The organism is Actinoplanes sp. TBRC 11911 (assembly GCF_012933445.1).
GTDB lineage: Bacteria > Actinomycetota > Actinomycetes > Mycobacteriales > Micromonosporaceae > Actinoplanes.
Window position 1 is genome coordinate 41,528 of record NZ_JABBNC010000030.1, and the last position, 12,620, is coordinate 54,147.

Below are 12,620 nucleotides of genomic sequence, written 5' to 3' on the forward strand. Positions count from 1 at the left end.
CCTGCGTGATCACGGCACACCATCGCCTCCACGCCGACTGCCACCACGACGAGGCGCGGGTGCGTACCCTGCGCCGCGGACGTTTGCCCACGCTGCCGGAGATGCTGAGCTGGCAGTCACATCGCCCGGTGCGGCTGAGGCTGGGGGAAAGTGGCATCCGAATGAGGATGCCGTTCGGCGCGCCGGGCTGCCGGCCGCGATGGGCGGAGCTCTGAGCGCTGCCAGTCCCCCTCCGACTCTGGCCACGCTCGGCGGCCATGGCGGCGCTCGTGCGGGGCCGCGCTACCTGCCGCCAGTCACCCTCATCGTTGCGCGCGGATCCCAGCCGGTGATCTCCTGCCAGCGGGTCAGCCGTTTGCACGGCCGAATATGCGGCTTGTCACTCCTGATACGCCACCCGTGCCTGCCCGATATCTCATCTCACTATATGGACAATCCGACCGCATCCTGAACTTATTGCAGACCTTGGAGAGTTGCGCCCACATACGAGCCATAACTCTCCAAGGTTCACTATGAGCCGGGAAAAGCTCGGGGATAAAAGCCGCAGGCCGGGAGGAATGTCCGTCTACATCGGACACAAATCCCACCTGGCGGACGCGAATTCACCATGTGGGCGCCGATCCTAGATAGCGGGCACCATTCCCGAATGCTGACACACGCAGCGCCCTCCGCCGCAGGTTCGGCCTTTGTCGCGGCGATATTGACTCGGTGCGTTTACGGGCGGCGAGCGCGGTTTACCGAGCCCTTAATCGCATGCCATTCGATGTCCGCCGGATATATCGGATATGTGCACGACGATGGACGGGGCCGCCGCCGCGCTGGCGAACGGAAGCCTAGCGAGCACGAACCGCGGGACGTCACGGGCGAGCCGGGAAAGCGCGATCGCGAGCAGGTCGGACTCGGTGCCGCCGGGCAGAGCGCGAGACAGGCCGCTGACGGCCCGGAACCGGCTGACGGCCCGGAACCGGTCGCGCGGGTCGTCCGCGAGACGCCGGCCGACGATCAACGTCGCCGGGCGGCCGGCGTGCCGGGCAGGCGCGAGGATTTGCCGCGGAAGCTCATGCCGACGACCGTAAACCCGGTATATACACCGAGTGCATACCCTTCAAGTGGTCATGGCGTTACAGTCGGCTCAGAGCCGACCGGGAGGCACCTATGTCGTCGCTGGATCAGAACACGACCGTCATCCCCGAGACCGCCCCCGCCAGCGCCGACAAGCGCACCGAAAAGATGCTGTGGTGGCTGGCCATCGCCGGCGCGGCCGCCTCCGTCGTGCTCGGTGTCGTCGTGCTGGCCTGGCCGGACGCGACGCTGTTCGTGGGCGCCGTGCTGTTCGGGGTGTGGCTGCTCGTGCACGGCATCATCAACATCGTCAACGCCATCACCGCGCACGCCGGCGACACCGCGGCCCGGGCCCTGACCGCCGTGATCGGTGTCCTGTTCATCATCGCGGGCGTGGTCTGCCTGCGGCATCTGCTGCTCTCGCTGCTGGCCATCGCCACGCTGATCGGCATCACCTGGCTGATCGGCGGGATCGCGAGCCTGGTCAACGCGTTCAGCGGCCATCATGCCGCGGGCGCCCGCTGGGTCGTGGCCGCGCTGGGTGCCATCACCGCGATCGGCGGCCTCGTCGTGCTGGTGTGGCCGGGCCCGTCGCTGGCCACGCTGGTCGCGCTGATCGGCATCTGGCTGATCGTCGTGGGCCTGATGCAGCTGTTCCTGGTGCTGCGGACCAGGCCGGCCTAAGGGCGAAAACTCCTCAACCCCGGCCCCCGTACGCCGATACGGAGGCCGGTTGCAGTTGTGGAGCTAAAGGAGACCCTGATGGTTAACGGCATCGCGAGCACCCGGTGGGCCACGCACATCGCCTTCACCGACGCCCGGCGGATCACCCAGAAGCTCAGCGCCGACCTGGCCGCCGGAGCCGACCCGCGGGTCATCGCCGAGGACCGGGCCGCGGTGGCGCAGAGCCGGGGCCGGCTAGATCAGTTGGTCTAGGAGCAGCGAGACCGCGGCGACGAAAGCCTCGTTGTCCACCGTCTCGTCCCACGCCGTCTGCAACACCAGCCCCTGATAGATCGCGATGAACACGCGAGCCATCGCATCCGGGTCGGGCGCGGACGACAGCAACGCGGCGGCCGCGGCCCGGGGATCGTCCACATTGCGCCGCGACAACGCCAGGATCGCCGGGTCCCGCAGCGCCTCGGCCCACACCTGGACGCCCAGACGCAGGCGCGACGCGTTCGCCGGATCGCCCACCGACCGCAGATACGACAGGTACGACGCCGCGTCCTTGATGGACTCGCGCTGATCGTGCCACTCGTCGACGATCGCCGCGATGACATCGTCCTTGCCGGTGAAGTAGCGATACACCAGACCGGCACTGATCCCCGACTCGCGCACGATGTCCTGCATCGACGTGCGGTGGAAGCCGTCGCGCGCGAAGCACCGCCCGGCCGCGTCCAGGATCTGCCGCCGGCGGGCCGCCAGATACGAAGCACTGACCTTCGGCATCACCGCACCTCGGCCTGCGCGACGCGATAGAAGGTGGCGGCCGGCTCGTGCCGTCCCAGCGGCGAAAGATACCGCTCCGCGGCGTCCCGGGTGGACATGTCGAGCGTCAGCCGCAAACCCCTCTCCCCCAGGTACGCCTCGAGGTCCGCCGGATCGAACCCGAACGTCCACGGTTCGCCCTGCCGCGTGACCGCCGCATGCCATTCGCCGGCCGCCGGGATCGAGCCGGTCAGCACGCCCCGATCGATGTAGGTGAAAATGATCCGGCTCCCGGCCGCCAGCAGCTCCGCGAGCTGACGCAGCGTGCGGTCCACGGCGTCGGCGGTGAGGTAGTTCGTCACCCCTTCCCAGACCACGACCGTACGCTCGTACGCCGAGACCCCGGCCCCGCGCAGCGCCGCCGCGAGGTCGTCGGCCAGCAGGTCCACGCCGACGAAGTGCACCCGGCCGGCTTCGGCGGGGCGGAGCAGGTCACGTTTCGCGGCCTGGGTCGCGGGGTGGTCGATCTCGAACACCGGCAGCCCGGCCAGCGCGTCCAGCCGATAGGCCCGGCTGTCGTAGCCGGCGCCGAGAAACAGGGCCTGCCGGGCACCCGCGTCGCTGACCAGGTCGTCGATCAGCCGGGTGCGGGCCACCGCGGAGGCGCGCGGCCCGGACCAGCGGGTGTCGATGTACGCCTCCAGGCGACGGCCCACCGGGCGTACGCGGGCCAGACGCGCAAGCACCCGGTAGCCCGGCGGCAGGAATCGCACCGCGAGCGGATCGTCGAAGATCCGGTCGTGCGGCCGCGCCGACTCCAGCGCGCGGAACAAGGCGACCTGCGAGGCGGTACGGCTGGCCCGGTTCAGCATGCCCGCAAGAATAATGAACGAGCGTCCATTTTTCTAGAGACCGAGCGGCCCACTTCGACGCGGCGTGGCGGTGCCGTGGATGCGCTCGGCGTAGCTCGCGTAGGCACGAACCCCCTCGTTCTCGAGCTCCGCCCGCACGTCCGGCGGCAGGCTGCCGAGGGTCTCGGCCATCACCGCGGGGTCGGCCTCGTACGCGGTCATGCCGAAGATCAGCGTCAGCTTCCCGGCCGGCATCCCGGCCCCGCTGTGGTGCGCCATCTCGGTCCACTCACCGGCGGTCATGTATTTCTCCGCCAGCGGGAGGATGACCGTCTCCTCCATGCCCATGTGCTGGTAGAGCGCGCCAACGAGCTCGTCGAGCACGGCGGCCACCTCCGCCGGGTCGTCGCGCCACCGCCCCAGCGCGGCAACCAGGCTCGACGAGAGCTGATCGAGCCGCCCGTGCTGGGTCTCCATCGTCTCGACGGCCGGACCCACCTCGGCACTGCCGCGCTCCAGCAGCTTCGGCCACATCAGCGCGTCCTCGGCCCGGTGGTGGCCTTCGAGCACCCCGGCCAGGAACTCCACATGCTCGGCCACCGTCGCCCGCCGCTCGGCGTCGCCCTCCGGCACGTCGCGCACCAGGCCCGGCAACGCGGCGAACTCACGGCGAAACATGGTGTGCACCATGTACATGTCTCGGGTGTCGGCGGCAGCCTCAGGGTCACGCACGGGCCAGTCCTTTCAAACAACTGCTTCAATACGGCGTTTCGACCGTACGGCGGGCCCGTCCCGCCATCAAGCGCCCGCTTGAATCAACTGCATGAGACGAATCACGCCCCAGAATCAGGACAGGCGGCACACATCGACGAGGCCGACCGGCAGCGGTTAGCGCCGGCCCCACGCGCCGTCACCTCGGGCAGCTCCCCCGGATGCATATATCCGATATATCCGGCGAAAATCGGATGGCATGCGAAGTAAATATCGCAGCGACAAAGGCCAAACTGGCGGCGGAGGTCGCTGCGTGTGTCAGCATTCGGGAAGGGCGCCCGCTATCTAGGAACGGCGCCCACATGGTGAACTCGCGTCCGCCAGGTGGGACTCGTGTCCGATGTAGACGGAGCATTTCTCCCGGCCTGCGGCTTTTATCCCCGGGCTTTTCGCGGCCTGCGGTGAACCTTGGAGAGTTATGGCTCGTATGTGGGCGCAACTCTCCAAGGTCTGCAATAAGTGCGGAATGCGGTCGGATAGTCCATATAGTGAGATGAGATCGGATCAGGGGCGGCAAGCCGCACGTCCGGCCGCGCACGACGACGAGGGCGACCGGCGGCAGGTAGCGCGGCCCCGCACGAGCGCGGCCATGGCAGCCAAGCGTGCCCAGAGTCGGCGCGTGACTGCCAGCACTCAGAGCTTGCGGAGTCCAAGCCGCATATTGGGCACGGCGGCGTGTCACGCAGGGCTCACGATCGGCGGTGTGTCACGCCGCGCTCAAAGCCGTCGCCCAGAGCCATGCCGCGCTCAAAGCCGCCGCCCAGAGCCATGCCGCGCTCGAAGCCGTCGCCGAGAGCCATGCCGCGCTCAAGGCCGCCGCCCGGCGTCAGGCCGGGCTCAGGGACCGCTGATAGCGCCCCGGCGTCTGCCCCACCAGCGCGGTGAACGTGTCGATGAACGCGCTCGGGTTCGACCAGCCGCAGGCCGTCGCGGTCGCCAGCACCGGGGTGCCGTCGGCCAGCATCCGCAGCGCGCGGTGGATGCGGAGCTGGGTGCGCCACTGCGGGAAGCTCATCCCGGTCTCCTCGTGGAACAGCCGGCTCAGCGTGCGTTCGCCGGCGCCGACCCGGCGGCCCAGGTCGGCGAGGCTCGCGGGCCGCGACAACTGCTGCTCGACCAGGTGGGTCACCGCGCGCAACCGGTCGTCGGACGGCTCCGGCAGGTGCAGCGGCTGCTCCGGCGCGGCCACCAGGTCGTCGATCACCACCCGGCGCAGCCGGGAACGGGCCGCCGCGGGGCGCTCGTCGCCGCTGGTCAGCGCCAGTGTGGCGGCGCGCGCCAGCGGCGTCATCACGAGCACCGCCGGATGCGCCGGGAGCAGCGCCGCGAGCTGCGGCGCGAGGAAGACGATCCGCACGTCGGAGATGCCGTGCGAGCGGTGCCGATGCTCCGAGTGTGCGGGGATCCACACCACCCGGTTCGGCGGGGCGATCCAGGAGCCCGCCGAGGTGGCCACCGACAGCATGCCGCTGGCCGGATACACCAGGTGGCCGCGGCCGTGACTGTGAGCGGGCGTACGTTCGTCGTGGCCGAGCAGCTGGGCCTGCTCGGACGGCATGGGATCGTGGCGGGTTTTAGGCATTTCTCTGCAGAATATCAGTTGTTCTCGGGCGCCCGGCGCGGATGTTGGGAGACATGCCGCAGAACAAAAAGCTGGGTCTGGTCGCTCTGGGCCTGCTGCTGATCGCCGTCAACCTCCGCGTCGGCGTCGCCTCGGTGAGCCCGGTGCTCGCCGACATCCGGGATCAGCTGGGCCTGCCGGCCGAGGTCGCGAGCCTGCTCACCACCATCCCGGTGATCGCCTTCGGGGCGTTCGCCTTCCTCACCCCCGCGCTGATGCGGCGCCTGAGCCTGCACCGCCTGGTCGGGGTCAGCGTGCTGGCCATCGCGGCCGGCATCGCGCTGCGCTGGGCGCCGGGGTTGACCAGCCTGTTCGCCGGCACGGTCATCGTCGGCGCGGCCATCGCGATCGCCAACGTGGTGCTACCCGCCGCGATCAAGCACGACTTCTCGCACCGCGCCGGCATCATGCTGGGCCTCTACTCGACCGCCCTGTTCGCCGGCGCGGCCGTCGCCGCCGGGCTGACCGTGCCGCTGGCGTCGATCACCGGTAACTGGCGTCCCGCCCTGGCATTGTGGGCGATCCCGGCCGTGGTCGCGTTCGTGGTGTGGCTGCCGTCGTTCCGGCGGGCCGGCCGGGCGGCCGCGGGGGCACGGGCCGAGGCGGGACCGCCGTTCCGGGCGATGCTCACCGACCGGGTGGCGCTCGCGGTGACCGGGCTCATGGGCCTGCAGAGCCTCGGCTACTACACCACCCTGACCTGGGTGCCCACCCTTCTGCAGGACCACGGCATGTCCGAGCACATGGCCGGGTGGCTGCTGTCCTACTCCGCCTTCCCGGGCGTCGCCGCCGCACTGATCACGCCGGCTCTCGCGCGTCGGTTCCGGCCGGCGTGGCTGCTGGTCGCGGTCGCCGTCGTGCTGACCGGAGCCGCGTACGCCGGGCTGATCGCGGCGCCGGTGTCCGGGGCGTACCTCTGGATGACCCTGCTGGGCCTCGGCCAGGGCGCCGCGCTCAGCCTGTCACTCACCTACATCGTGTGGCGGGCGCCGGACGCCCACCACACCGCGCACCTGTCCACCATGGCCCAGGGCATCGGGTACCTGCTGGCCGGGCTCGGCCCGATCGGCATCGGCGCGGTGCACTCCGCGGCCGGCGGCTGGACGATCCCCCTCGTCGTGCTGGCCGCCCTGCTCGTCCCGCAGATGATCGCCGGGGTGTTCGCCTCCCGCGACCGCCACGTTCTCCAGGCTCGGCGCGAGGGCGCGGAAGCCGGCCGCCACCGCCAGCCCGAGGACGGCGCAGCCGAACCAGAGGGACGGCCCGTGCCAGCGGTCCAGCACGACGCCGCCCACGAGTGGTCCGCCGAACGCGGCCATTGACGTGGCGAAGGCGTACACGCCCTGATAGCGGCCGTGGTCGTGGCCCCGCGACATCTCCGCCACCGAGGCGGCACCCGCGGGGCTGTACGCCATCTCGCCCAGCGTCCACAGCACCACCGACCCGGCGTAGAGCAGCACCGACGTGCCGGCCACACCGGTCACCCCGAAGCCCACCCCGGTCAGCAGCGCGCTCACCGCCAGCACCAGCCCGCGGCGGTTGCTGTGCAGCATCCCGGTGAGCGGGATCTGCAGCGCGACGATGACCAGGCCGTTCAACGCGATCACCAGGCCGTACCCGGCGGGGCTGATGCCCTCCCGCGACATCGCCACCGGCAGGCTGCTGCTGCCCTGGTGGAACATCATCCACATGGCGAAGCCGAGCAGGCAGAACAGCAGGAACCGGGTGTCGCGCAGCACCGGGCCGACACTCCCCCGGGCCCGGCCCGCCGGGCGCGGCGCCCGCGTCTCCGGCAGCTTGAACCACATCACCGCGGCACAGACCAGCGTCGTCGCGGCGTCACCGAGGAACAGCCAGATGTATCCCTCGCGAGCCACGAAACCGGCGATCGCCGCGGAGACCGCGAAGCCGATGTTGATGGCCCAATAATTGACCGCGTACGCCCGGACCCGGTCGGCGGGCGCCACGATGTCGGCGAGCATCGCGGCGACGGCCGGCCGCGACGCGCTCGACGCCGCACCGAACACGAAGGCCAGCGCCGCGATCGCGACCGGCCCGGTCACCACCCCCATGGCGACCGCGGTCAGCGCGGCCGCCACCTGCGCACCGGTCATCGTCACGCGCCGGCCGGCCCGGTCGGTGAGCTCGCCCCCGAGCAGCGCACCGAGTGACGCGCCGACCCCGTACACGGCGACCACCAGACCGGCCTCGGCCGCCGAATAGCCCCGCTGGGTCGTCAGGTAGATGGTCAGGAACGGCACCACGAAGGTGCCGAGCCGGTTCACCAGCGTGCTGGTCCACAACCACCAGTAGCCCGGCGGGAACCCGCTCATCCGCATCACGGGCGCATCTTCGCGGTCAGTTTGCCGGCCGCCGACATGGCGTTGTGCATGGCCAGTTCGGCAGTCTCCCCGGTGGCCATCACCAGCCCCAGCACGCCGCGCTGATCGATGGTGCTCTCGATGGCGGCGCCCGGCGTGGCGACCGCGAAGTACTCGGGCGAGCCGGGGTGCCCGGCCAGCGCCTCGATCCCGTCGATCCGGTCGAAGACCCCGGTGGACGGCGCGTAGAGCGCGACCTGTCCCACCCCTTGCAGGACTTCGCGACCCTCGTCCATCAGCGACGGACGCCGGCCCAGCGCCAGGTCGACGAACGCCGAGTACGCGTTGACGCCGAGCGCCCGGTTGATGGCCTCGCCGATCGTCGCGCCGCCGATGCGCGCGTTGATCTCGACGATCTCGAAGCCGGTCGTGGTCACGATGAACTCGGTGTGCGTCATGCCCTCGCGGTAGCCCACCGACTCGAGGATCGCGGAGATCCACCGGGTCAGCTCGGCGTAGCGCTCCGGCGGGAAGTACACCGGAAAGCTGCCCATCTCCTCCCGGAAGTGCGGCTCCGGCGACAGCTTGCGGCTGGTGACGCCGAGCACCCGGGTCCCGCCGTCCCAGCTCACCGTCTCGGCGCTGTAGAGCGGGCCGACGAAGTACGGCTCGGCGGTCAGCACCGGGCCGCGCAGGTTTGCCGTGCGGGCGGCGGTCAGCACCGCGGGCAGCTCGTCCGGGTGCCGCACCAGCCAGACGTTCTCGCTGAAGATGCCCGCCACGTCCTTGAGGATGACCGGATAGGACAGCGCCGCGGCCAGTTCCTCGCCGTACTCGCGGTGCGGGTCGATGAGGATGCTCGGCGCCCGGCTGAACCCGTTCTCGAACAGATGCCGGCGCAGGCGGCCCTTGTCGCGCACCAGCTCGACCGCGTCGACGCTGTCGTGCGGCAGCCCGAGCTTGCGGGCGACGGCGAGCGCGGGCAGGCTCCAGAACTCCATCATCCGGACCAGGCCGGCGAGATCCGGATAGCCGCGCAGCACGTCCACCACCCGGCCGACGTCGGTGGTGTCGACATCGACGACGTCGAGCGCGTCGCCGAGCCCGGCCAGCGCGGACGCGTACCGGGACCGGTCCGAGGTGAGAAGCACCACCCGGTGTCCTCGGTCACGCGCGGCGTCCACCAGACGCGCAAGACCCAAATTCTGTGTTTCCAGTACGGCGATGGTCACGTCGAAGCCCCCCGTTGCCCAGCGATTTGCCGTTCCAGGCTGGCCGTCAGGGGGCCGCGCCCGCATCGGGAGAATTCCGTATCCGTACCCGGGTGCCGCCCGGGTCATCTCGGGATGCCCGGCTCGCCGTCACCGCCCGTTCACGATGAGTGAGGTGCGGAAATACGCACGTGCCATTCTTGGCGGCGTGGAAATCAGTCCGGTCAGCCCCGTCTTCGTGGGACGCGAAACCGAACTGGCCGAGCTCACCCGCACGATCGGGGTGGCCGACGCCGGCACGCCCCAGGCCGTCATCGTGCGGGGTGAGGCCGGCGTGGGCAAGACCCGGCTGATCGAGGAGTTGCTCCGGTCACTCTCGGGCACCGAGGCCGTCGCGGCGGTCGGCGGCTGCGTCGAGGTGGGCGGCGAGGCGCTGCCGTTCGCGCCCTTCGCCGAGGCGCTGCGGACGCTGGCCCGCCTGCTGCCGGACGAGATCCGCGAGGCGGGCAAGGGCCAGGAGGAGGTGCTCGCCCGCATCGTCCCGGACCTGAGCGAGCACGGCGCGGGCCCCGGCCGCGACGGCGACATGGCCCGGCTGTTCGAGCTCACCGCGCGGATCCTGGAACGGCTCGCGTCCCGGCGCCTGGTGGTGCTGGTGATCGAGGATCTGCACTGGGCCGACGCGTCCACCCGCAACCTGCTCGGCTACCTGCTGCGCACCCGCCGCACCGGCCGGTTGATGATCATCGCGACGTACCGGTCCGACGACGTGCACCGCCGGCATCCGCTGCTGCCGCTGCTCGCCGAGGTCGAGCGCCAGCGGTCGGTGCGCCGGCTGGAGGTCGCCCGCCTCAACCGGGTCGAGGTCACCAAGCAGCTCGCCGGCATCCTCGGTGTCATCCCGGATCCGGCGCTGCTGAACGAGGTTTTCGAACGCTCGGACGGCAACGCTTTCTTCGTCGAGGAGCTGGCACGGTCGTACGCGGAACGCTCGGGGGGTCTGGAGGATCTGCGTGAGCTGCTGCTGATCCGGGTGGAGGCGTTGCCGCCGGACGGCCAGCACATCGTCCGGATCGCCGCGGAGAGCATCTCGACGGCCGGGTACGCGCTGCTCAAGGCCACCGCCGACCTGCCCGAGGACCGGCTCATCGAGGGGCTGCGCAGCGCGGTGCTGGCGCGCGTGCTGGTGCCCACCCCCGACGGGTCCGGTTACGACTTCCGGCATTCGCTGATGCGCGAGGCGGTCAGCGACAGCCTGCTGCCGGGCGAGCGCTCGCTGATCAACCGCCGGTACGCCGAGGCGCTGGAGGCCGACCCCACGCTCGTACGGGCGGAGGAAGTGGCGACCCGGCTCGCCCGGCACTGGTACCACGCGCACGACAACGAGAAGGCCCTCCGGATGGGCGTCCTCGCGTCGCTCGAGGCGGAGAAACGCTACGCCTACGCCGAGCAGCTGAGCTTTCTGCACTGGGTGATGGAGCTGTGGGACCGGGTGCCCGCGACGGCCCGCGACGACCTGCCGGCGCTGAGCGAACCGGACGCGTACCCGCACGGCGAGCCCTATGTGGATGTGCTGGCCGCCGCGAGCGTGGCGGCCCGGCGCAGCGGCGAGCTGGACCGGTCGCTGCACCTGATCGACGGCGCGCTCCCGCTGCTGGCGGCGGATCCGCTGCGCGCCGCCTGGTTCTGGACCCGGCGCTCCGGGGTGACGCAGGACCTGAACCGCGGCGACGGCTGGACCGAGCTGGCCACGGCCCAGGAGCTGGTGGCCGGTTTGCCGCCCTCGGCGGTGCACGCGGACCTGCTGGTCCAGATCGCCGACTGGGGTGCGCGGCACCGGCCCGGACCGGAGAGCCGTGCCGCCGCCGAACGCGCCGTCGCCTACGCCGCCGGGATGGGCGACGAGGAGCGGGAGCTGAACGCGCGCATCACCCGCGCCTGGCTCAACTCCGAGACCGACATCGACGGCACCGGCCTGGCCGAGCTGTACGCCGTCCGGCAGCGGGCCGAGGAGCTGGGCGCGATCGGGCTGGTGGCCCGGGCCAACCACAACCTGCCGTCCATTCTGGAGGGGATGGGCCGCTCGGCCGAGGCGGTGCGGGCGGCCCGGCACGGCGTCGAGGTGTGCCGCACGCTGGGCCTGGCCGAGACCGAGTCGTGGGTGCACGCGAACATGTCGCTCTCGCTGTTCACCCTCGGGCGCTGGGCCGAGTCGGACGCGGCGCTGGACCAGGCGGCGGCGGTCGCCCAGTCGTACAAGGCGCGCGGCGTGGTGGCCGCGCGCCGGTCGCACATCCTGATGCTGCGCGGCGAGCCGGCCGCGGCGGAGACCGAGATGGCGATGGCCCGGCGGCTGCTCGCCGCCCAGGATCTGCAACCCCAGATGCTCGTGTCGCTGGCCCAGTACACGATGGAGCTGGCCGCGCTGCGGGGCCGGCGCGACGACGCGCGGGCCGAGTTCCGGCGTGCCGACGCCGCCGGGCTGACCGCCGGGCCGGTGCGGTACGCGCTGCCGATGCTGATCGCCGCCGCCGCGATCGAGGCGGACGCGCCGGACGCCGGCACCCCGGCGATCATCGCCGCGGTCCGCGCCGCCGCCGCGGGCCTGCCCATCGTGCTGCCGGTGAACCTGGCTCTGGCGAAACTCCTGGACGCCGAGCTCGCCCGCGCCACCGGGCACGATGACCCGGGTTCCTGGCAGGACGCCGTCGAGGCCATCTCGCGGCTGGAACACCCGTACGCGCTGACGCTCGCCCACCGGGGTTTCGCCCGCGCCCTGCTCGACACCCAGCGGCGCCGGGGCGAGGCGGCCGAGCAGCTCGCGGCGGCCGGCCGGATAGCGGACCGGCTCGGGGCGCGGATCCTGAGCCGCGACATCGAGGCGCTGGCCCGCCGGGCCGGGGTCGCCGAAGCGCCGGCGTCGCTCGGCCTGACCCCGCGCGAGTCGACGGTGCTGCGGCTGATCGCGTCCGGCTACAGCAACCGGCGCATCGCCGAGGAGCTGTTCATCTCGGAGAAGACCGCGGGCACCCACGTCTCGCACATCCTGGCCAAGCTCGGCGCGTCCGGCCGCACCGAGGCGGCGGCCATCGCGCACCGCATGGGCGTGCTCACCTAGGCGGGAACGTCACGCTCCCGAACGGGATCGACTTGTAGGTGCAGGTCACCCCGAGCCCGGCGAGCACCGCCGCGGCGCCCCACAGCCACGCGCCGCCGGCGGCCGCCGTCACCACGATCACCGCCTGCACCGCGGCTATCAGGGACAGCACCGCGCCGATCTGATACGAACTCCGTCGGAAACGGCGGGGAACCGCCGCGGTCTGGGGGTCACGCACGCGCTCCGCGGTCACAT

At 71.3% G+C, this 12,620-nt stretch carries 10 protein-coding genes and 1 pseudogene; 4 read left to right on the forward strand and 7 right to left on the reverse strand.

The window, feature by feature from the left end; all coding sequences use genetic code 11:
- The first annotated feature begins 1,155 nt into the window (after positions 1–1,155).
- Positions 1,156–1,746, forward strand: a complete 591-nt coding sequence (locus HH310_RS31455; RefSeq protein ID WP_169179342.1) for an HdeD family acid-resistance protein — start codon at positions 1,156–1,158, stop codon at positions 1,744–1,746.
- Positions 1,747–1,824: 78 nt separating this feature from the next.
- Positions 1,825–1,998, forward strand: coding sequence for a hypothetical protein (locus tag HH310_RS31460; RefSeq protein WP_169179343.1), 174 nt, complete (start codon positions 1,825–1,827; stop codon positions 1,996–1,998).
- Here HH310_RS31460 and HH310_RS31465 read toward each other — a convergent pair.
- The 4 genes from HH310_RS31465 to HH310_RS31480 form a co-directional block, all read right to left on the reverse strand.
- The gene (locus HH310_RS31465) at positions 1,981–2,514 is read right to left on the reverse strand and encodes a TetR/AcrR family transcriptional regulator (protein WP_169179344.1); all 534 of its coding nucleotides are present in this window, start codon (positions 2,512–2,514) and stop codon (positions 1,981–1,983) included. The genes HH310_RS31460 and HH310_RS31465 overlap by 18 nt on opposite strands.
- A complete protein-coding gene (locus HH310_RS31470; RefSeq protein WP_169179345.1) occupies positions 2,514–3,365 on the reverse strand; it encodes a class I SAM-dependent methyltransferase in 852 nt (283 codons plus the stop codon). The genes HH310_RS31465 and HH310_RS31470 overlap by 1 nt, the downstream gene beginning before the upstream one ends.
- 33 nt (positions 3,366–3,398) lie before the next feature.
- Positions 3,399–4,076: a hemerythrin domain-containing protein gene (locus HH310_RS31475; protein WP_169179346.1), complete on the reverse strand. Its 678-nt coding sequence runs from the start codon at positions 4,074–4,076 to the stop codon at positions 3,399–3,401.
- 865 nt (positions 4,077–4,941) lie between these two features.
- On the reverse strand, positions 4,942–5,697 hold the full coding sequence (locus tag HH310_RS31480) for a helix-turn-helix domain-containing protein (RefSeq protein WP_169179347.1): 756 nt from the start codon (positions 5,695–5,697) through the stop codon (positions 4,942–4,944).
- 53 nt (positions 5,698–5,750) lie between these two features.
- Here HH310_RS31480 and HH310_RS44310 point away from each other — a divergent pair, with 53 nt between their 5' ends.
- Positions 5,751–7,058, forward strand: coding sequence for an MFS transporter (locus HH310_RS44310; protein ID WP_248294616.1), 1,308 nt, complete (start codon positions 5,751–5,753; stop codon positions 7,056–7,058).
- On the opposite strand, the pseudogene HH310_RS43320 reads toward HH310_RS44310, so the two are convergent.
- Positions 7,005–8,075: pseudogene (locus HH310_RS43320) on the reverse strand (MDR family MFS transporter); the annotation flags it as partial. The gene HH310_RS44310 and the pseudogene HH310_RS43320 sit on opposite strands and share 54 nt — an antisense overlap.
- Positions 8,075–9,211: an ATP-grasp domain-containing protein gene (locus tag HH310_RS31490; RefSeq protein WP_169179349.1), complete on the reverse strand. Its 1,137-nt coding sequence runs from the start codon at positions 9,209–9,211 to the stop codon at positions 8,075–8,077. The gene HH310_RS31490 and the pseudogene HH310_RS43320, both read right to left, overlap by 1 nt.
- Before the next feature lie 265 nt (positions 9,212–9,476).
- On the opposite strand from HH310_RS31490, the gene HH310_RS45025 reads away from it, so the two are divergent.
- On the forward strand, positions 9,477–12,386 hold the full coding sequence (locus HH310_RS45025; protein WP_211192843.1) for a helix-turn-helix transcriptional regulator: 2,910 nt from the start codon (positions 9,477–9,479) through the stop codon (positions 12,384–12,386).
- Here the strand turns inward: HH310_RS45025 and HH310_RS31500 are convergent.
- Positions 12,379–12,618, reverse strand: coding sequence for a hypothetical protein (locus HH310_RS31500; RefSeq protein ID WP_169179351.1), 240 nt, complete (start codon positions 12,616–12,618; stop codon positions 12,379–12,381). The two genes, HH310_RS45025 and HH310_RS31500, sit on opposite strands and share 8 nt — an antisense overlap.
- Positions 12,619–12,620: the final 2 nt, after the last annotated feature.

What these genes read in the sequence shown, in the direction of transcription:
- HH310_RS44310 (WP_248294616.1), top strand. Translation starts at nt 5,751, where the DNA reads ATGCCGCAGAACAAAAAGCTGGGTCTGGTCGCTCTGGGCCTGCTGCTG.
- HH310_RS31480 (WP_169179347.1), bottom strand. Translation starts at nt 5,697, where the DNA reads ATGCCTAAAACCCGCCACGATCCCATGCCGTCCGAGCAGGCCCAGCTG.
- HH310_RS31455 (WP_169179342.1), top strand. Translation starts at nt 1,156, where the DNA reads ATGTCGTCGCTGGATCAGAACACGACCGTCATCCCCGAGACCGCCCCC.
- HH310_RS31460 (WP_169179343.1), top strand. Translation starts at nt 1,825, where the DNA reads ATGGTTAACGGCATCGCGAGCACCCGGTGGGCCACGCACATCGCCTTC.
- HH310_RS31470 (WP_169179345.1), bottom strand. Translation starts at nt 3,365, where the DNA reads ATGCTGAACCGGGCCAGCCGTACCGCCTCGCAGGTCGCCTTGTTCCGC.
- HH310_RS31465 (WP_169179344.1), bottom strand. Translation starts at nt 2,514, where the DNA reads ATGCCGAAGGTCAGTGCTTCGTATCTGGCGGCCCGCCGGCGGCAGATC.